This window comes from Falsiruegeria mediterranea M17, from assembly GCF_900302455.1.
Lineage (GTDB): Bacteria > Pseudomonadota > Alphaproteobacteria > Rhodobacterales > Rhodobacteraceae > Falsiruegeria > Falsiruegeria mediterranea.
In genome coordinates, this window is the sequence record NZ_ONZG01000004.1 from 152,378 (window position 1) to 170,784 (window position 18,407).

General features: G+C 58.7%; 20 protein-coding genes. 12 read left to right on the plus strand and 8 right to left on the minus strand.

Annotated elements, in window-relative coordinates; translation table 11 throughout:
- The first annotated feature begins 71 nt into the window (after positions 1 to 71).
- Complete coding sequence (locus tag TRM7615_RS09220; RefSeq protein ID WP_108786735.1) at positions 72 to 572, plus strand: Lrp/AsnC family transcriptional regulator; 501 nt, start codon at positions 72 to 74, stop codon at positions 570 to 572.
- Between the two features lie 97 nt (positions 573 to 669).
- Here TRM7615_RS09220 and TRM7615_RS09225 read toward each other — a convergent pair whose 3' ends face one another.
- The 5 genes from TRM7615_RS09225 to lgt all read right to left on the minus strand — a co-directional run bounded on the left by TRM7615_RS09225 (position 670) and on the right by lgt (position 4,921).
- Positions 670 to 1,452, minus strand: coding sequence for a Hint domain-containing protein (locus TRM7615_RS09225; RefSeq protein ID WP_108786737.1), 783 nt, complete (start codon positions 1,450 to 1,452; stop codon positions 670 to 672).
- A gap of 317 nt (positions 1,453 to 1,769) precedes the next feature.
- Positions 1,770 to 1,919 (minus strand): hypothetical protein, encoded by a 150-nt coding sequence (locus TRM7615_RS25530; RefSeq protein ID WP_165821402.1) that lies wholly within the window; start codon positions 1,917 to 1,919, stop codon positions 1,770 to 1,772.
- A 280-nt stretch (positions 1,920 to 2,199) separates the two neighbouring features.
- Positions 2,200 to 2,955, minus strand: coding sequence for a peptidoglycan editing factor PgeF (gene pgeF / locus TRM7615_RS09230; protein WP_108786739.1), 756 nt, complete (start codon positions 2,953 to 2,955; stop codon positions 2,200 to 2,202).
- Positions 2,952 to 4,022 (minus strand): class I SAM-dependent methyltransferase, encoded by a 1,071-nt coding sequence (locus TRM7615_RS09235; RefSeq protein WP_108786741.1) that lies wholly within the window; start codon positions 4,020 to 4,022, stop codon positions 2,952 to 2,954. Before TRM7615_RS09235 ends, pgeF begins: the two co-directional genes overlap by 4 nt.
- Entirely contained in the window at positions 4,019 to 4,921 is a 903-nt protein-coding gene (gene lgt, locus TRM7615_RS09240) for a prolipoprotein diacylglyceryl transferase (RefSeq protein ID WP_108786743.1), read from the minus strand. The genes TRM7615_RS09235 and lgt overlap by 4 nt, the downstream gene beginning before the upstream one ends.
- A 96-nt stretch (positions 4,922 to 5,017) precedes the next feature.
- Here lgt and TRM7615_RS09245 point away from each other — a divergent pair, with 96 nt between their 5' ends.
- The 5 genes from TRM7615_RS09245 to TRM7615_RS09265 all read left to right on the plus strand — a co-directional run bounded on the left by TRM7615_RS09245 (position 5,018) and on the right by TRM7615_RS09265 (position 8,242).
- Positions 5,018 to 5,266: an accessory factor UbiK family protein gene (locus TRM7615_RS09245; RefSeq protein ID WP_108786745.1), complete on the plus strand. Its 249-nt coding sequence runs from the start codon at positions 5,018 to 5,020 to the stop codon at positions 5,264 to 5,266.
- Between the two features lie 335 nt (positions 5,267 to 5,601).
- The gene (locus TRM7615_RS09250; protein WP_108786747.1) at positions 5,602 to 6,102 is read left to right on the plus strand and encodes a type III secretion system chaperone family protein; all 501 of its coding nucleotides are present in this window, start codon (positions 5,602 to 5,604) and stop codon (positions 6,100 to 6,102) included.
- Between the two features lie 40 nt (positions 6,103 to 6,142).
- Positions 6,143 to 6,958: a pyrroline-5-carboxylate reductase gene (gene proC / locus TRM7615_RS09255; protein WP_108786749.1), complete on the plus strand. Its 816-nt coding sequence runs from the start codon at positions 6,143 to 6,145 to the stop codon at positions 6,956 to 6,958.
- The gene (locus TRM7615_RS09260) at positions 6,951 to 7,289 is read left to right on the plus strand and encodes a tRNA-binding protein (RefSeq protein ID WP_108786751.1); all 339 of its coding nucleotides are present in this window, start codon (positions 6,951 to 6,953) and stop codon (positions 7,287 to 7,289) included. The genes proC and TRM7615_RS09260 overlap by 8 nt, the downstream gene beginning before the upstream one ends.
- On the plus strand, positions 7,289 to 8,242 hold the full coding sequence (locus TRM7615_RS09265) for a 2-hydroxyacid dehydrogenase (RefSeq protein WP_108786753.1): 954 nt from the start codon (positions 7,289 to 7,291) through the stop codon (positions 8,240 to 8,242). The genes TRM7615_RS09260 and TRM7615_RS09265 overlap by 1 nt, the downstream gene beginning before the upstream one ends.
- A gap of 110 nt (positions 8,243 to 8,352) precedes the next feature.
- Here TRM7615_RS09265 and TRM7615_RS09270 read toward each other — a convergent pair whose 3' ends face one another.
- Positions 8,353 to 8,958: a thymidine kinase gene (locus tag TRM7615_RS09270; protein WP_108786755.1), complete on the minus strand. Its 606-nt coding sequence runs from the start codon at positions 8,956 to 8,958 to the stop codon at positions 8,353 to 8,355.
- Between the two features lie 37 nt (positions 8,959 to 8,995).
- Here TRM7615_RS09270 and TRM7615_RS09275 point away from each other — a divergent pair, with 37 nt between their 5' ends.
- Genes TRM7615_RS09275 through arsH form a run of 3 tightly spaced genes read left to right on the plus strand, consistent with a single transcriptional unit; the run spans position 8,996 to position 10,512 of the window.
- Positions 8,996 to 9,292, plus strand: a complete 297-nt coding sequence (locus TRM7615_RS09275) for a hypothetical protein (protein WP_125133663.1) — start codon at positions 8,996 to 8,998, stop codon at positions 9,290 to 9,292.
- A gap of 40 nt (positions 9,293 to 9,332) precedes the next feature.
- On the plus strand, positions 9,333 to 9,791 hold the full coding sequence (locus TRM7615_RS09280) for a hypothetical protein (protein ID WP_108786759.1): 459 nt from the start codon (positions 9,333 to 9,335) through the stop codon (positions 9,789 to 9,791).
- 4 nt (positions 9,792 to 9,795) lie between these two features.
- Positions 9,796 to 10,512 carry an arsenical resistance protein ArsH gene (gene arsH, locus TRM7615_RS09285; RefSeq protein WP_268877552.1) on the plus strand — a complete coding sequence of 239 codons (717 nt, stop codon included), beginning with the start codon at positions 9,796 to 9,798 and terminating at the stop codon, positions 10,510 to 10,512.
- Between the two features lie 141 nt (positions 10,513 to 10,653).
- Here arsH and TRM7615_RS09290 read toward each other — a convergent pair whose 3' ends face one another.
- A complete protein-coding gene (locus TRM7615_RS09290) occupies positions 10,654 to 11,778 on the minus strand; it encodes a beta-ketoacyl-ACP synthase III (RefSeq protein WP_108787265.1) in 1,125 nt (374 codons plus the stop codon).
- A 164-nt stretch (positions 11,779 to 11,942) separates the two neighbouring features.
- Between TRM7615_RS09290 and TRM7615_RS09295 the strand changes: the two genes are divergently transcribed.
- The 3 genes from TRM7615_RS09295 to TRM7615_RS09305 are packed head-to-tail and all read left to right on the plus strand — an operon-like array spanning position 11,943 to position 16,501.
- Positions 11,943 to 12,413 carry a MarR family winged helix-turn-helix transcriptional regulator gene (locus TRM7615_RS09295; RefSeq protein WP_306417723.1) on the plus strand — a complete coding sequence of 157 codons (471 nt, stop codon included), beginning with the start codon at positions 11,943 to 11,945 and terminating at the stop codon, positions 12,411 to 12,413.
- Positions 12,410 to 13,447, plus strand: a complete 1,038-nt coding sequence (locus TRM7615_RS09300; RefSeq protein WP_108786763.1) for an efflux RND transporter periplasmic adaptor subunit — start codon at positions 12,410 to 12,412, stop codon at positions 13,445 to 13,447. Before TRM7615_RS09295 ends, TRM7615_RS09300 begins: the two co-directional genes overlap by 4 nt.
- 12 nt (positions 13,448 to 13,459) lie before the next feature.
- Positions 13,460 to 16,501: an efflux RND transporter permease subunit gene (locus tag TRM7615_RS09305; RefSeq protein ID WP_108786765.1), complete on the plus strand. Its 3,042-nt coding sequence runs from the start codon at positions 13,460 to 13,462 to the stop codon at positions 16,499 to 16,501.
- 115 nt (positions 16,502 to 16,616) lie between these two features.
- Here TRM7615_RS09305 and TRM7615_RS09310 read toward each other — a convergent pair whose 3' ends face one another.
- Positions 16,617 to 18,362: a tetratricopeptide repeat-containing sulfotransferase family protein gene (locus TRM7615_RS09310; RefSeq protein ID WP_108786767.1), complete on the minus strand. Its 1,746-nt coding sequence runs from the start codon at positions 18,360 to 18,362 to the stop codon at positions 16,617 to 16,619.
- Positions 18,363 to 18,407 lie beyond the last annotated feature (45 nt).

The window sequence follows — 18,407 nt, forward strand, 5'->3', positions numbered from 1 at the left end:
ATACTGCGGCGAAACATTATTGCGCCCGCTTGGGGCGCTGCTATAAGAAACGCAATGTGAGGGAGCTTTTCATGGTCGCAACACGACTGGATCCGATTGATCGCAAGATACTGTCAGAACTGCAAGCTGACGGGCGGATGACCAATGTGGAATTGGCCAAACGCGTGGGTATATCTGCCCCACCTTGTCTGCGGCGCGTGCGTACGCTTGAAGAGGCGGGTTTGATCCGAGGCTATCACGCGGACGTGAATGCGCGCGAACTGGGGTTTGAGGTTCAGGTGTTCGCGATGGTCGGTCTGGACAGTCAGGCCGAATCAGAGCTGGTTGCCTTTGAAGAACGCTGTCGCCAATGGCCGCTGGTGCGCGAGTGCCACATGCTCAATGGCGAAGTGGACTTCATCCTGAAATGCGTGGCACCCGACCTGAGCAGCTTTCAGAGCTTTCTGACCGGCGAACTGTTGAGCACGCCGAACGTGGCGAGCGTAAAGACCTCGCTTGTCATTCGCGGTGCGAAGGACGAGCCCGGCGTTCCTTTTGACATCCTTGAGGAGCGTCTGAACCGGACGGCTTGACCGGCTGAACAGACAACTCGGGTGATCGTGCAGTTGGCAGCAGGGTGGCTGCCAGGATGCAACCGACCCACCAAATCAAAATGTCCATGTGAACTCCTCAGGCAGATAGGCTGTCGATTTGCCCTTCACCCGCACGTGGGAATATCTGCGGGCCGAAATCGGTTAATTTATCGATGTGTGCAAACAGGTTCAGGTAAAGGCTGCGCATCGCGTGGCTGATCACGCGCACAGCGTTGACCCCGGGATGATAGGTTTCGAATTGCAGGCCATCGACGTTGATGACCGCGTGCTTGCGCAGGCAGATGTGGAACAGTTCGACCGGCGTGGGCGGAGCGGTTTCAATCACGTTCATGCCGTCGATGAATTCCTGCACCGGTGTCAGAATGGGCTGGCCGTCGGCAATTGCGCGCAGATGGCCTGGGGTGGACAGCAGCCGGGCGGCCGGGCCCGCGATCACGCCGGACATCGGCTTTTGCATGCCAAAGGTGTCGGCCATGAAACGGGTCAGGTGATGGGTGCGGCCACGTAAATCGGGCTTGCCGGGAATCAGCGTGGTCGAGCCTTTCCAGACGACCTCCTGGGCCGAGCCGTCATGCGTGATCACGCGGTCTCCGGGCAACAGGTCCTGGATCGCCATCGGACCACAATCCGTTTCTACCAGAGATCCCCGGCTAAAGGCGCAAAAGGCGTTTTCAAACAGGGGTAGGGCGGGTGCGATCTGACGTGTTTCCACGATATTGCCGTTGTCCAGCAAGCTGGTGATCTGATAGCGGCGCAACTGCGGACGGGCGGGTGCGCGCAGGGCCGCGGGATCTTGCAGAATAGTGCTGGTTTCGACAGCATTCCGCGCAGCCCGGGTAAGGGAGTGGGGGATCGTCATAGCGTATTCGGCCCTTTCTGTTCGGGTCGCATCTGCGTCGGCCCCCACCGACAACGTCAGATGGACTGAGTTCTTAGTCCACATCTGAATCGGCTGAGAATATGCCGAGCGTTGATTAAATTTGTCAAAAAACCTTCTGGTTTTGGGGCGCTGTTTGCAGACAGTCAGGCTGACCTTCGAGTTTTGTTTCCAGTTTGACGGGTAATCCGCCGGTTTTGCTACAGTTTGCCCCAAACCGACCTCGCCTCAGGGGCGAGGTCGGTTTTTTGCCCGGCCGGTCAGGGGCAGCGTCCGGCATCGGGCGGTATTTCTTCGGCTCAGGCCGATTTGACCAGACGCAGCTTTGTCTGACCGTCGCGGCGGGCAATCATCGCCGCGCGACGCGCACCACGGGCCCAAGGCATCTGCACGTCACATTTGTTTGCGGTGTCGACGACTGAATTCAGAAAACGTGCTTTGGGTTTCATGGGGCTGCTCCTGCCTATGGTCCGGGCCATTCGGTCCGTGTTTCCTTGGTTGAACCCAATATCGACGCGCATTGCGGCAGGGATTTGGCTGATCCGGGGAAAAATCAGGGGAGCGAGGAAAACGCGGTTAACGCAATTTTAGTGATGTCCTAATTGTGGTAAGGTTCTGTAACTATGGGACAAACACGTTTGTGGACGCGATTTGGCGTCAAGGGGTGTGACTCTTGGGTGGGCAATTGTGACCAAACTGGAGCAGATTTGGTCACAATCCTACCAGAGCTTACAACCTTATGGTTGAAATCAACCGACCATAATCGGCTTCCTTGGCATGTGTCGTGCGCCGGTACGAGTAGAATCGATCCGGATCAGAATAGGTGCAATGCCGCGTCCATTCGGCGTGTTGCACACCTGCTGCGCGCAATCGGTGCAAGCCATAGCCAGGCAGATCAAACAGCATCCGATCCCCGTCGCCATTGGCAAAAAAACGACCGTTGTCCGCATCAGCGTCCAGGAATCTGTCCAAAAACTCGGGTCCGACCTCATAGGCGCGTTGCGAGATGGTGGGGCCAATGACGGCAATTACGTCGGTCCGGTTGGCGCCCAGATTTTCCATCGCATCCAGCGTCGCTTCAAGCACGCCGTCCATCGCGCCCTTCCACCCGGCATGGGCTGCCCCGATGACGCCTGCCTGGGGATCGGAAAACAACACCGGTTGGCAATCCGCTGTAAGAATCGACAGCACCACGCCGGGGGTAGCTGTCACCACCCCATCCGCCTTTGGGCGTTCGTCCGACGCGGCGTGCAGGGTGACGACGTCCGCAGAATGCACCTGATGAACGCCTGCCAACCCATCCGGCTCAACCCCCATGGCCTCGGCCACACGGGCCCGGTTGATAACAACCGCCTCTCTCTGATCGCTGGAGCCCGTGCCGCAGTTCAATCCTGCGAAAATGCCAGATGATGCACCGCCACGACGGGTGAAGAAGCCGTGGTGTACCGGCGAGAGGAGATCCGAAGTGAGAATTTCCAGCGTCATGGTTCCAGTCCTGGTGGAGGCGTTGCCTGGGGGGGGAAGAGACCCAGCACTTTGAACAGGTTTCCCATTTCTTCGGGGTGCGTCAACCGTCGATGCGCGCTGATCAGTGCATCAAGCTGGGCTCCGCCGAGTTCCTTGGCCAAGGACTGGGCCCGTGCAGTGATGCCAAGGCGTTCCAGAAACACGCCTTGCGGGGTCAAGCGGCTGTGCCTGCACTTTGCTATGGCAGCAGAACCGGCGATCACTTCGAAATCGACATGTGCGGTCAGGTCGGCCCGGCCGGGGTCGTCCAGCGGATCAACTGGGGCATGGGCCTGCAAGGCTTGCAACGTGTCCCCAAGCGAGCGCCAATCGCCATAGTCGATCACCAAGGCCGCGCCTCCGTGCTGTGCGATTCGCGTAGCGGTGTCTTGAATGATGCGCGGAGCAGCCTCACACAGCTCGACCAGATCGCCGTCTTTTGTGTCGCCCAGACGATGCTCCAGCGCGGGTTGCGGTGTTTCGGTTCCCAGGCCGAACATCAGGTCGTCTGAATCCGAGGCACCAATCATGCGCTCGGACCAGCCTGTGCCAGAGCGCAGAAACTGCCGGATCGGCAGCGCGTCAAAAAACTCGTTGGCGACCAGAAACAGGGGACGATCGGGCAGTTCCGAGGTGTCGTTGATCCACTTGGGGGCAAAATCCGCCAGTGCCTTGGCTTGAACTTCGCGCAACCGGGGCGAAGCTTCGAGAAGAACGATTTGCGCGGCCTCAAGAAACCCCGATACACCGCGCGTGGCCCGCAACATATCTGCCATCAATGTCCCGCGACCCGGCCCCAGTTCCGCGAGCGTGAAGGGGGTAGGGCGCCCTTGATCCAGCCAGCTTTGGGCCAGTGACAGGCCCAACAGCTCGCCAAACATCTGGCTGATTTCTGGCGCGGTAATGAAATCCCCTTTGGTGCCAAACGGCTCATGCTTGGCGTAATATCCGTGCTCGGGATGCAGCAGGCAGTCTTGCATGTAATCTGCAACCGTCATCGGCCCGGAATGGGCGATACGCTCCAGCAACACGCGTTTGAGTGTCATTGCGCGGGCACCTGGGCAGCTCGGGTTCTGGCCGACCAGATCAGCCACAGCCCAAGCGCCATCATCGGCAGGCACAGGATTTGACCCATCGTCAGGCCATACCCGCCCACATGCCAGGCCAGCCCCAAGGGGTTGCCGGGCGAGATGAACTGCGCGTCCGGCTGGCGCACGAACTCGACCAGGAAACGGGCCAGGCCATAGCCGCTCAGGAACAAGCCCACGGCGAAACCAGGCATCTTGAACGCGCCGCGACGGTATACCAGCCACAGCAAGACGACACCCAGGATCAGCCCCTCCATCGCTGCTTCATAGAGTTGCGAGGGGTGGCGGGCGCACAGGCCGACCACGTCAGGACAATTCTGCGCGGCAGGGCCGGGAAAGACAAAAGCCCACGGCACGTCGCTGGGGCGGCCCCACAACTCGGCATTGATAAAGTTCGAAAGCCGTCCCAACAGCAGCCCCGGCGGCACCGCATGTGCCACAAGATCGGCCAGGCTGAGTTTGGGTATATTGTGGCGCAGGGCATAGATCCAACTGGCAATGACCACACCCAAAAGGCCACCATGAAATGACATGCCACCCTGCCAGACCATTAGGATCTCGGCCGGGTTCGCCAGGTAATAGGCAGGTTGATAGAACAGGACAAAACCAAGGCGCCCACCCAGAATGACACCCAGGATGATCCAGGTCAGCAGATCCTCCAGCTGTTGGGTGGTCAGTGGTGGGGTGTCTCCGGGCCAAAGCGCGGGGCGCTGCAGCGCTGCAACCCCAAGCCGCCAGGCAATCAGGATGCCCGCGATATAGGCCAGCGCATACCAGCGCAGTGCGAAATCGAACCCGAATAGCGAGATCGAAAACAGTTCGGGGGAAAAGTCGGGGAAAGTCAGTACTGCCTGCATGTGCGTCTCAATGCCTGTGCCTAAGGGGGCAAGTCAACCTTGTGGCCGACCTTGTTGTTGCCCATATAGGGAACAACTTCGACACGGAGAAGACAGATGCAGACCCGCAACAAGATGCTCGACGATATTTCGCAACTGATGACCAATGCCATGGGCGTGGCACAAGGCGCCAAGGACGAGGCGGAAACGGCGATGAAGTCGCTGATGGACCGTTGGCTGGCTGACCGCGATTTCGTCACCCGCGAAGAGTTCGACGCGGTGCGCGCCATGGCCCAAAAAGCACGCGAAGAAAACGAAGCTCTGGCCGCGCGTATCGCCGCTCTGGAAGCCAAGCAGAACGACTGATCCCGCCGGATCAGTCGATCAGACGCGCAAATGTCCAAAATTTGACGAAAGAAACCCTGCCGCGAGAGCCATCACAGCTGTCGCGTCGGGGTGTATCTTGCCAAGAACTGTGACATTCGCAAGAAAAAGCTGACAAAACTGTCGATATTTTGGGCGTCGTGTCGAGTTGCCCACAACTTATTGGCTTTATCCCCAAAAATAGGGGTTGTCAGAGTCTCACCTACACCGCACCATATCTAGTAGAGGCACGGGGGATCGCCCCGGCTTCTAGAGCAGACACCTAGCATTGGGGGCGCTGCCAGCCCCAAACAGCTAGAGATGAATGAGGTGGCACCATGGCACTTTCCGAGCAGTATCTGGAAGAAGACATTCACCCGATCGACATTGTCGAGCATCTGGCCGAGCATCACGATTGGGAATTCGACCGTATCGGCGATGATCAGATCGCAATGGCGGTCGAGGGGCAATGGCGCACATATTCCATCACTCTGGCCTGGTCCGGGTATGATGAAACCCTGCGCATGGTCTGCACATTCGAGATGGAGCCGCCAGAAGAGGCGCTGCCGCAGATTTATGAGCTGCTCAATGCGATGAATGACCAGTGCTGGGCCGGTGGGTTCACATATTGGGCAGCACAGCAGTTGATGGTCTATAAATACGGTCTGGTTCTGGCAGGTGGTCAGGTGGCAAGCCCGGAACAGATCGACACGATGATCAATGCGGCCGTGCTGAGCGCCGAGCGGTACTACCCGGCAATCCAGTTGATGGTTTACGGTGGTCGTTCCCCGTCCGAGGCGATGCAGGTCGCCATTGCAGAGGCCTATGGCCGGGCGTAAAGCTGTGCCCTGAACCGATATCAGGCGAGGGGCACTTTTCATGGATATGTCTTATGTGGCGGACCGGGGGCTTGTGCTTCTGGGCTGCGGCAAAATGGGCTCGGCAATGTTGGCGGGTTGGCTCGACGGGGGCTTGCCCGCATCATCTGTTTGGGTGATCGACCCGTATCCGTCGGACTGGGTCCAGGCACAGGGCGTGCACGTGAATGCAGAATTGCCTGCCGCCCCCGCCATCGTGCTGATCGCCGTCAAACCGCAGATGATGGGAGAGGCGCTGCCGTCTATGCAGGCCATGGGCAATGGCGAGACGCTCTTTGTCTCGGTCGCCGCGGGCACGACACTTGGCACATTCGAAGAGGTCTTGGGTGCACAAACCCCGATCGTTCGGGCGATGCCCAACACGCCCGCCGCCGTTGGGCGTGGTATCACGGCTCTTATCGGCAATTCCGAAGTGGCCGAGGCCCAGTTGGATCTGGCTGATAAGCTTTTGTCCGCCGTGGGTCAGACCGTGCGGCTGGAGAGCGAGGCACAGATGGATGCTGTCACCGGCGTCAGCGGTTCGGGTCCGGCTTATGTGTTCCACCTGATCGAAACTCTGGCCGCCGCAGGCGTGGCGCAGGGCCTGCCCGAAGCGATGGCGATGCAACTGGCCAAAGCCACGGTCGCAGGGGCTGGCGCTTTGGCTGAGGCGGCAGAGGAAGATCCCAGCCAATTGCGGGTGAACGTGACCTCTCCAAACGGGACAACGCAGGCTGCGTTGGAGGTTTTGATGAGCGAGAGCGACGGCTTCCCGGCGCTGTTGAACCGAGCGGTCGCAGCGGCGACCAACCGATCAAAGGAGCTGTCGGGTGGCTGAGATCAGTTTTGACGACTTCATGAAGGTGGACATCCGCGTGGGCGAAGTGATCCGGGCCGAAGACTACCCCGAGGCGCGCAAGCCCGCGATCAAGGTGTGGATCGATTTCGGTGGCGAGATCGGCGAGCGCAAGACCTCGGCTCAGGTTACGGCGCATTATGATCCTGCCAGTCTTGTGGGCAAACAGGTGATGGCGGTGGTGAACTTCCCTCCGCGCCAGATCGGCAAGTTCATGTCCGAGGTGCTGGTGCTGGGGCTGCCGGATGAAAAGGGCGAGATCGTGCTGATCGGCCCGGACGGCAAGGTACCGCTCGGCGGGCGGATGCACTGATGAAGCTTTGGATCACACGGCCCATGACAGCCGAGGTCGAGGCCCGCGCACGGCGCGACTTTGACGTAGAGATTCGCGAGAGCACCCTGCCTTTGACCCGCGAAGAGATGCAGCGCGCGTTGAACGATTTCGATGTGGTAGTGCCCACGCTGGGGGATCTGTTTTCGGCCGAGGTGTTTGCAGCGGAGCTCAAGCCGCGCTGTCGTTTGCTGGCCAATTTCGCTGTGGGCTATAACCACATCGACGTTCAGGCAGCGAAGGCAGCCGGAATTCGTGTGACGAATACGCCAGGCGCCGTCACCGATGCCACGGCAGACATTGCCATGACGCTGATCTTGATGACGGCGCGGCGCGCCGGGGAAGGCGAGCGATTGGTTCGGTCCGGTGGCTGGAAAGGGTGGCACCCGACCCAGATGTTGGGAACCCATGTGACCGGCAAAACCGTTGGCATCTTGGGCATGGGCCGCATCGGCCAAGCCATCGCGCGCCGGTGTCATTTCGGCTTCGGTATGAAGGTTGCCTATATTGCCCGCAGCGAAAAGTCTCTGGAGTTCACGGCAACACGGGCAGGTAGTCTGGAAAGCTTGGCAGGGCAGGTCGATTTTCTTGTGGTTGCCGTGCCTGGCGGGCCGGAGACGCAGCATCTGATCGACGCGCCTATTCTGAGCGCCATGCAACCAACTGCGATGTTGATCAACATCGCCCGGGGCGAGGTGGTAGACGAGACGGCGTTGATTGCAGCCCTCGAAAGCGGTGATATCGCGGGTGCGGGCCTTGATGTCTACGAGTTCGAGCCGCGTATCCCTGCGCGTCTGATCCAGTTGGAAAACGTGAGCTTGCTGCCGCATCTGGGGACCGCGACCGAAGAGGTGCGTTCCAGCATGGGACATATGGCGCTCGACAACGTGGCGGCTTTTGTGGCGGGTCAGGATCTGCCGAACCCGGTGAACTAAAGGGGGGGCGCTCCCGCCAGGAGACGTCGCATCGAAGATGCAACATATCCTGTTGGGCCGGGCAGCGCGCCTTTGGCGCGCTGCGGGCACCTGTGGCGGGTCTGGTGCGTCTAGTCTGAGGGGGCAGTGGTCTTGGCCAGGTCGCCAACCGCCTCGCGCCAGTGTTTGCGACACAGTGAGACGTAAGTTTCGTTCCCGCCGATCTGCACCTGATCCCCGTCCAGCAGAACCTTGCCGTTTTCGTCCTGTCGAATCACCATCGTGGCCTTGCCACCGCATTCACAAATGGTGCGGACTTCGCGCATTTCATCGGCCAGGGCCAGCAGAGTGGCAGATCCTGGAAAGAGCTTGCCCTGAAAGTCCACGCGCAGGCCGTAACACAGCACGGGCACCTTCAGATCATCGACCGCGCGCGCCAATTGCCAAACCTGATCCTCGCTCAGAAACTGCGCTTCATCGACAAAGACGCAAGCGACTTTTTCTTGCGCCAATCGCGCCTCGATCATGGCAAAGACATCATCGGCTGCGCCAAACACATCCGCCTCGGCCCCGATGCCAATGCGCGAGGCAATCCGTCCAACGCCGGATCGCCCATCAAGCGCAGCTGTCATCAGATAAGTGTCCATCCCGCGTTCGCGGTAGTTGTGCGACGCCTGCAGCAAAACGGTCGATTTGCCGGCGTTCATGGTCGAGTAGTTGAAGTAGAGCTTTGCCATGCCCCTTCGTCTAAGGGGCGACCCTTCAGGGGACAAGATGACATCAACCCCGTTAGAGGAAAAATTGGCACAAGATGCCATCACCGGAGGCGGGACTGTCCGCAAGCTGAGCTTGCTGGGGATGGACGACACGCTAGAGCCCGGTGATGACACTTGTGCATCGCAATGCGATGACAAAACAGATGCTGAGTCTATTGCCTATGCATCAACTTGTTACCGGCCAAAAAATCGCCGTTCACTCACTCACAAAATCCCAGAAAACCTGAGGGATAGCCAAGATATGACATTTGGATTAGAACTCATGAATGGGAAATATTTCGGGCCTTTCCCCTAAGCATGGGACGACAGGCGCGATGGTTTGGGAAAGGGTGCAAATGGCCGATATCGGGGCGTACCTCAAGAAACACACCGAGGCCTTGGTCAAGGATGTGGGTATAGAAGCGGCTTGTGAGTTGACGGGAAAGTCCAAGGCAACACTGGGCAGATACTATTCGGAAAACGCAGAGCATTCGGACCGGTTCATGCCGGTGGATTCGGTGGCCCGGTTGGAGGCAGCTTCATCCTATCCTCATGTCACCTCCGCACTGGCGGAACTGCGCAACATCACCTTGTCGTATGATGATCGCCATCCCAACCACGACCGTGAAGGCGGCGTGAACTCGGATGTCATTGCGCTGAGCCAGCGGTTTGCCATGTTGATGAGCGAGTATCAGGTCTCGATCGAGGATGGCATCATCACGGTGAACGAGGCCAAGCGCCTGCTGCGCGAAACCGTTGCGCTGCAACAGGTGTTGATCGACATGAAATTGCATCTGGAAGAAGAAAGCGCCTGACCTCGTGGACTTGAGTGATCTTCCTGAAATCGTGCCCGGCGCGCTGTATCCCATTGCGCCCGAGGGTTTGGCGGATGCAAGTGATGATGGTCATGCGCCGCGCATATTGCTGCTCTACGGGTCGCTGCGCGAGGTCAGTTATTCGCGCAAAGCGGTTGAGGAGTCCGCTCGCATTCTGCAGGCCTTGGGCTGTGAAACGCGGATTTTCGATCCTTCAGGGTTGCCTTTGACGGATGATGCGGATGCCGATCACCCCAAAGTTGCCGAATTGCGCGAGTTGGCGGTTTGGTCCGAAGGGATGGTGTGGTCCTCGCCTGAACGGCACGGGGCCATGACCGGGATCATGAAGCTGCAGATCGACTGGCTTCCTTTGTCGCTGAAAGGGGGCATTCGCACCACTCAAGGCAAGACCTTGGCAGTCATGCAGGTGTCGGGAGGGTCGCAGTCATTCAACGCGGTCAATCAGATGCGCATTCTGGGCCGCTGGATGCGGATGGTGACGATCCCTAACCAAAGCTCAATTCCAAAAGCTTGGTTGGAGTTTGCGGAAGGCGATCGGTTGCCCGATGGCCCGTTCTATCGTCGCATCGTGGATGTGATGGAGGAATTGGTAAAGTTCACCTACATGGTGCGCGGCCGCAAGGACTATCTGGTGGATCGCTACTCCGAACGCGTGGAAAACGTCGACCAGGTCCACGAACGGGTATCTGTCAAAGCCTAAGCCCCGGGAGTTGTCAAATTATGCGCGCCTTGGGCAGCGCGCTCTCTTTTTGGAGATTGGCGCGTCGGAGCTCACCAAAGCAGCGGCTCCGCGCGCAATCCTAAGAATTGGAACGGGTTCTCGGACCAGATTGCGCGATGATTAAGCGTGGCGGCGCAGGATGACGGAGCCCACTGAATAGCCCGCCCCGAAAGAGCAAATCAGGCCGATGTCGCCCTCATCCAGGTCGTCGGAGTTTTGCGAGAACGCGATGATCGAGCCGGCCGACGACGTGTTGGCGTAATCCTGCAGGATGTTGGGCTGTTCGCCGTCTTCCGGTGTGCGCCCCAGGACCTTTTTGCCGATGAAGTCGTTCATGGTTTTGTTGGCCTGATGCAGCCAGATCCGTTTCAGATCGGTGTTGGCCACGTCATTGTCACCCATATGCTCTGCAATGTGCTGTGAAACCATGGGCAGCACTTCCTTGAACACCTTGCGACCGTTTTGCATGAATTGCATGTCGCGGCGGTCTTTCACCCCGTCGGGGCGCGAGCGGCGCAGGAAGCCGTTGTTGTTTCGGATGTTGTTGGAAAACTGCGTGGCGCAGCGGGTCGACAGGATTTCAAAGTGGGGCCCATTGGCATCTTCGATCCGTTCGATCAGCGTGGCCGTGGCCACATCGCCAAAGATGAAGTGGCAATCCCGGTCGCGCCATTCCAGGTGGGCCGAGCAAATCTCGGGGTTGACCACCAGCGCCGAGCGGATGGAGCCGGACCGCACCATGTCGGCAGCGGCCTGAATGCCAAAGGTGGCCGAGGAGCAGGCGACGTTCATGTCAAAGGCAAAGCCTTCGATCCCAAGCGCCTGCTGGATTTCAATGGCCACGGCCGGATAGGCGCGTTCCAGATTTGAGGCTGCGCAGATCACTGCATCGACATCCGCAGCTGTCTTTCCAGCCTGCGCTAGTGCCTTCTTCGCGGCGTCCACGGCCATTTCAGTCATGATGCCCGGCTCATCGTCGGACCGCTGCCGCAGGAGTGGGTGCATCACATCCGGATCCAGCACACCGGTCTTGTCCATCACGAACCGACGCTGGATGCCTGAGGCTTTGACGATGAACTCTTCGGACGAATGGTCCATCGGCTCCATCTCTCCGGCGGCAATGGCGTCGGCGTTCTGGGTGTTCATCTTGTCGGCATAGGCGTTGAACGCCTCGACGAGTTCGGCGTTGGTGATGACGTGCTCTGGCGTATAGACGCCGGTCCCGGTGATGGCGGGTGTGTACATTGCAGACTCCTGAAAACTGCCGGATTCGCCCAAAATGCGTGCATAATGTGCCATGATCAAGGGGAGGTGACCCTGCGGCACCCAGTGTTGGGGTTTGAAATTTACCTTCGGGTCTTGAATGTTTCGAAATCTGAAGTATATCGCGCGGAAATTATGGGACAAAAATGATGGCAGACGACGAACCCTTTGTCCTGGATGGGCTCAGTCCCGAGATCCAGGCGATGATGGGGGTCTATGCGCTCTATTGGAAAGTTGATGAAAACATTGACGCCATTCGGCCGGACCTGACACGGCAAGAAAGTCATATGCTAATCAAGCTGGATCGGCCCAAGCGGATGGGTGTTCTGGCCTGCGACATGATGATGGCTCCCTCCAGTGTGACCGCATCAGCGGATGCGTTGGAACAGGCCGGTCACGTCACGCGGCAACGCGATCCCGAAGATCGGCGCGCCTGGCTGTTGGTGTTGACCGAGCAGGGCGAAGCCGCCCGTAACGATCTGGTGGCCAAGGTGGGAGAGCTGTTTCGCCATGCCTCTGGCCTGAACACACAAGAGACAGAGATCTTTGCCCAATTGTCGCGCAAGATCCGTGACAACATCCTGAAAACAGGTATTCCCGAAGGACTGAAGAAATGAAATTCCTCCAGACATTTGCCTTTGCCATGGGCCTTTTGGCTTTGCCTTTGGCCGCGCAAGAGACGCCCAAGCCCGTCAAGCTGATGCAGGTGTCCGAAACGGCCCCTGGATTTTCCCGTCAGTTCTATGGGCAGGTTGCCGCGCGCCAAACCGTTGATCTGGCATTTCAGGTTGCAGGTCAAATCGTCGATTTTCCGGTGACAGAGGGCAATGTCGTTCCCAAAGGGAGCCTGATTGCGCAGTTGGATCAAGAGCCGTTTGAGCTGCAACTCAACCGCGCGCGCCTGCAAAAAGAACAGGCAGATCGGACCGTCGCGCGCCTCAGCCGTCTGAAGGGCACGACCGTCAGTCAGGTGTCGCTGGACGACGCCGGGACAAACGCGGCCCTGGCTGCCATTGCGTTGCGCGATGCGGAATATGCTTTGGAGCACGCCACTTTGAACGCGCCGTTCGACGCGCTGGTGTCGCGCCGCAGTGTCGCGGCCTTTACCACCGTTTCGACCGGTACACCCATCGTCCGCATCCACGACATGTCCGAATTGCGGATCGAGGTTGATGTGCCCGAGATCCTGTTCCAGCGCGCGGGCCAGCAGGATGATGTCACCATCACTGCCAAGTTCCCGTTCAGTGATGAGGTCTTTCCGCTGGAAATCCGCGAATTTGACGCCGAAACATCCAGCGTCGGGCAAACGTTTCGTATCAACTTTGGTCTGACCCCGCCCGAGGGGCGTCAGATCCTGCCTGGTTCGTCGGTGACGGTTTCGGTTCAGGTCAAGGATGGGCGCACCGGGATCGTGATCCCGCCGACCGCCGTTGTCACAACGCCCGACGGGGACATCGGCGTCATGGTGTTCGACCCTGTTGGGGGCGATGAAGGCACTGTAACCCGGACCCAGGTCGGGATCGAACCCACCGTCAGCGGTGATGTGCGCGTGACCAAAGGGTTGTCCGATGGCCAAGAGATCGTGGTCACGGGCGGCAATTCCCTGACCGACGGGCAATCGGTGCGCCGGTTCACCGGCTTTGCAAACTAAGGATCGGGGCTGATGAAAATCGCACGCGCGTCAATCGAAAAGCCGCTTTATACGTGGCTGATCATCCTGATCTCGCTACTGGGTGGGATCTGGGGGTTCTCGTCCCTGGGTCGTCTTGAAGATCCGGCCTTTACCATCAAACAGGCGGTCATCGCCACGCAATACCCCGGCGCCACGGCCGAGCAGGTGGCGTTGGAGGTGTCCGAGCCGCTGGAATCCGCGATCCAGAAAATGGGTGAAGTGGATAAGATCACATCGGTCAATCAGCCAGGAAGCTCGCTGATCGAGGTCGAGATCAAGTCGACCTATGACGGAACAGAGCTGCCCGAGATCTGGACCAAGCTGCGCGCCCGTGTCCGGGATGCGGCGCGGCAATTGCCGCAAGGTGTCAGCCAGCCTTTTGTGAACGACGCTTTCGGTGATGTGTTCGGCCTGTTCTATGCGGTGACGGCAGACGGCTACACGGATGCTGAAAGGCACGAATTGGCGACATTCCTGCGGCGCGAGTTGCTGACCGTTGACGGTGTCGCAGACGTCGAGGTCGCGGGTCTGCCTGCCGAGGCGATTTTTGTCGAACCTGACCTGGCGCTGTCGGTGAACCAGAACGTGCCACTCAACGCGATTGCCAACGCGATTGCCACGTCGGATTCGGTCAAGGATTCCGGCATCGTCCGCTCGGAAACGGGCAAGACCCGCATCTTGGCCGCCGAAGGGTCGGACACCGTGTCGGCCATTGCCGGGCTGTCGGTGGGCACCCAAGGCAAGGTCATCAACCTTTTCGACATGGCCAATGTCTACCGGGGCCGCCAGACCGACCCCGAACTGATCGTGCGGTTCGACGGGGCCGAGGCCTTTACCTTGGGCGTTGCGGGCCTTGCCACCGAAAATATCGTCGAAGTGGGCAAACGCGTTGATGCCAAGATGGCCGAGCTGGACGCCGATATCCCCTATGGGGTCGAGGTTCTGCCGATCTATCAGCAGCATGTCGTGGTCGAAGAGGCCTCGAACGACTTTCTGGTGAACTTGGCGATGTCCGTTGCCATCGTGGTTGCCGTGCTGGCGATTTTCATGGGTTGGCGAGCGGCCATTGTTGTGGGCTCCACCCTGTTGCTGACCGTTGTCGGAACGCTGCTGTTCATGGCGATCTTTTCGATCGAAATGGAGCGGATTTCGCTGGGCGCGCTGATCATCGCCATGGGGATGCTGGTCGACAATGCCATCGTTGTGGCCGAAGGGATGCAGATCGCCATGCGACGCGGCAAGACCTCGGTCGAGGCCGCGGATGAGGCAGCGGGCAAGACGCAAATCCCCCTGTTGGGGGCGACTGTCATTGGCATCATGGCCTTTGCCGGGATCGGGCTCAGCCCGGATGCAACGGGCGAGTTTCTGTTCTCGCTCTTTGCGGTGATCGGCATTTCGCTGCTGCTTAGCTGGGTGCTGGCGCTGACGGTAACGCCGCTTTTGGGGCACTACTTCTTCAAGCAGGGCAAAGGGGACGAGGGCGACGCCTATGGCGGGCTGATCTTCCGGGCCTATGGCGCAACTCTGCGTGCGGCGCTGAAACTGCGGTGGCTGGTGATCCCGGGACTTGTGGCGATCACGGCAGCCTGTTTCATGGGCTTTGGCCTGATGAAACAACAGTTCTTCCCGAACTCGAACACGCCGCTGTTCTTTGTCCACTACAAGCTGCCGCAAGGCACGCCTATTGATCTCACGTCCGAGCACCTGGCCGAGATCGAGGATTGGCTTGCGACCCGCGATGATGTGGTGTCCGTGGCAACCTTTGTGGGGCAGGGCGCGACGCGCTTCATGTTGACCTATTCTGCGGAAAAACCGAACCCAAGTTATGGCCACATGATCATCCGCACCGAAACACTGGATGACATCCCGGCGTTGCAAGCGGATCTCGAGGCCTTTGGCGTTGCAAAATTCCCCGAGGGCGAGTTCCGCACCAAACGGCTGGTCTTTGGTCCAGGTGGCGGTGACCCGATCCAGGCGCGGTTCTCAGGCAGTGACCCGCAGGTGCTGCGGGAACTGGCGGCCGAGGCCAGCACGCGGATGGCGGCGGCCTCGGACAACCTGATCGGCATTCGCACCGACTGGCGCGAGCAGGAACTGGCGTTGCGGCCGATCTATGCCACGGACCGTGCCCAGACCGCAGGGGTCACCCGCGATGACATCGCCGACATGCTGCTGTTTTCAACCGATGGCTCGCAGGGTGGTGTGTTCCGTGAACGTGAACGCCTGATCCCCATCATCGTCCGCCGCCCGGCGGATGGGGATTACAGCGTTGTGGATCAGGTGGTCTATTCCACCCAGGCCGAGAAGTTCGTGCCGGTCGAACAGATGGTCGATGGCTTTCGTTACGAGGTCGAGAACACGCTTGTCCATCGCCGCGACCGGGTGCCGACCATCACTGTGGGTGCCGACATCCCCCCCGATCTGACAGCGGCGCAGGTCCATGCCGAAGTGCGTGAAACGATTGAGGCGATGGAACGGCCGCCGGGCTACAAGCTGGAATGGGGTGGCGAGTTTGAAAGCTCGCGTGATGCGCAGGAAAGCCTGGCCGGGCAATTGCCGCTCAGCCTGATCATCATGGTGCTGATCTCGGTCCTGTTGTTCAATGCGATCCGCCAGCCGGTGATCATCTGGTTGCTTGTTCCGATGTCGGTCAATGGTGTGGTCATCGGTCTGCTGGGCACCGGCCTACCGTTCACCTTCACCGCGCTTCTGGGTCTCTTGAGCCTGTCGGGCATGTTGATCAAGAACGGCATCGTGCTGGTCGAGGAGATCGACCTGGTCCGCGCCGAGGGCAAACCCTTGCGTGAGGCGATTGTCGAGGCTTCGGTCTCACGTCTGCGCCCGGTGATGCTGGCGGCGGTGACCACCATTCTGGGCATGGCCCCGCTGCTAACGGACGCCTTCTTTGTCTCGATGGCGGTGACGATCATGGGTGGTCTTGCCTTTGCCACCATCCTGACCCTGATCGCAGCACCGGTGTTCTATCTGGTGTTCTTTGCACGGGACGAGAAGCGCGAGATGGGAGCGTCATGATTAGGAAGGCCCTCCGCTAGCGTGGAGGGCTAACCGTTATGCATTTGGTCATTTAGGTGTCCATCACGTCTGCAACAGTCTTGGAGCAAAAGATGATGACATCACTGACCTCCACTCAGACTGCAGCCAATTCCGGCCAGAATTTGGGGTCAAGACCATCGAGGAAAGGTTTCAGCAGATCCTCCTTGCCTGGCCACTTTCCAACTGATCGACTGTGCACGGGTTGGCGCAGTTGGTACGCTGTCAATGTTCTTACCGTGTTTGCGCTTGTTTCGGGATGCGCCATCGCGTCCAACCAGGTCACATCACATAAATCTGCCAACCTTTTGCTGACAGATACGGGGTCAGAGACCACGTCTTCGTAGTGCACAACATGGATCTCGTTGGGATACAGGCGCTGCCACATTTGCATCATCTCTGCGTACAAATTGAAGCGATGCGCCATATCTGAAAAATCATAGGTATAGGCCAACGCCCCATCCGCGAAACGAGCGCGCCACATCGACAAAGCGGTGTCGCGTGGGTCTCTTTTGACGTGTATGATACGGCAGTCGGGATATGCGGTCTTTAGAAAGCCGATCATGCGATGGTTCTCGGGCATCTTGTCGGTATAGAACTTGCTGCCCTTGGCCTCTTCTGACAACTCAGCTCGGTCACGTCTGACAAATTCGTCCGCCGCCGTTTTGTCGAAGACAAGATTGCCGTCAATAACTGGATACAGTAAGTCGCAACTGTCTCTTTCACCCAATGGGGATATGTCGGGATGGTTGCCCAAAATCGTTTCGATCAGCGTCGTCCCTGAACGAGGTAGGCCAAGGATGAAGATGGGGCAGGGGCCCTTGTGGCTCTCACTTTGCTCAGGGGGTTTGACATCGGCATACCGACCCATGATCTTGTCATTGACTGTCTGTTCGGATTTGCGCGAGTAGGGGGTGAGCTTTGCCATTTCACGATTGGCTGTCGAGAGGTAAGACTGTGCTGCTGCGTTGTCGCCCTTTTGCTCGGCAATAGCCGTGAGTGCAAACCCAAGAATGGCCCGGTTTCGACCCTTTGCACTTTTGAAAAGGTTCGCCACAGAAGACTCCAGGCCTGCGTTCTCTTCGGAGGTCTGAAGTTTTGCCAGTTGATCAATGGTTTCCGGTTCACCGGGATTGAGAGTCAGTGCCCGGCGATACCCTTGGATGGCTTCGCTGCGAAACCCGGCGCCCAGCAATAGATTTGCCTGTTGCATGATGGCGCGCGGATAGTCTGGAGCAATGCTCACGGCCTGCTCTGCGGTCTGCAATGCAGCATCGTGTTCACCACGCTCAGCGTTCAGCATACTCAGCCTGATCCAAAGTTCAGGGTCGTTGGGCACCTTCGCAATTGCGTGCATGACATCTTCTGCAGCTTCTTTCAGGTGATTGCCTGCTTCAAGTATGTCAGCGCGAAGTAAATAACCCTGCACATCATCGGGTTGCAGTTGCAAAAAGTGCGTTGCTGCCTCGGACGCCGCGTCAAGTTGGCGTTCGGAAAATTTGGTCAAGGCCGTGAGTTTTGCAATTGCAGGATCATCGGGTAAGGCTTCAGATGCGCGGCGCAACACGCTAGCAGCCTGTTTTGCTTGACCAAGTTTTATCAGGGCGGTGGCATACGCCTTTGCCGCATCATGAAAGTCCGGGTCAAGTTTCAACGCTTTCTGGAAATTTGGTATGGCCTCTCTTTGTTTTCCTGCTGCGCATTGAGCAAGAGCGGAAACATGAAAGAGGGCAGGATGCTGACCGTATCGGCGTATGGCCGCCTTTGCTTGAGCAAGCGCCTTTTTGGACTTTCCCTGACTCACCATGCTGAACAAACGGTTCAGTTCATTTTGCAGGGACATGGCGGCTCCTTTTGCTGTCTGCTTTGAACCTGCCTGCGAGCAATG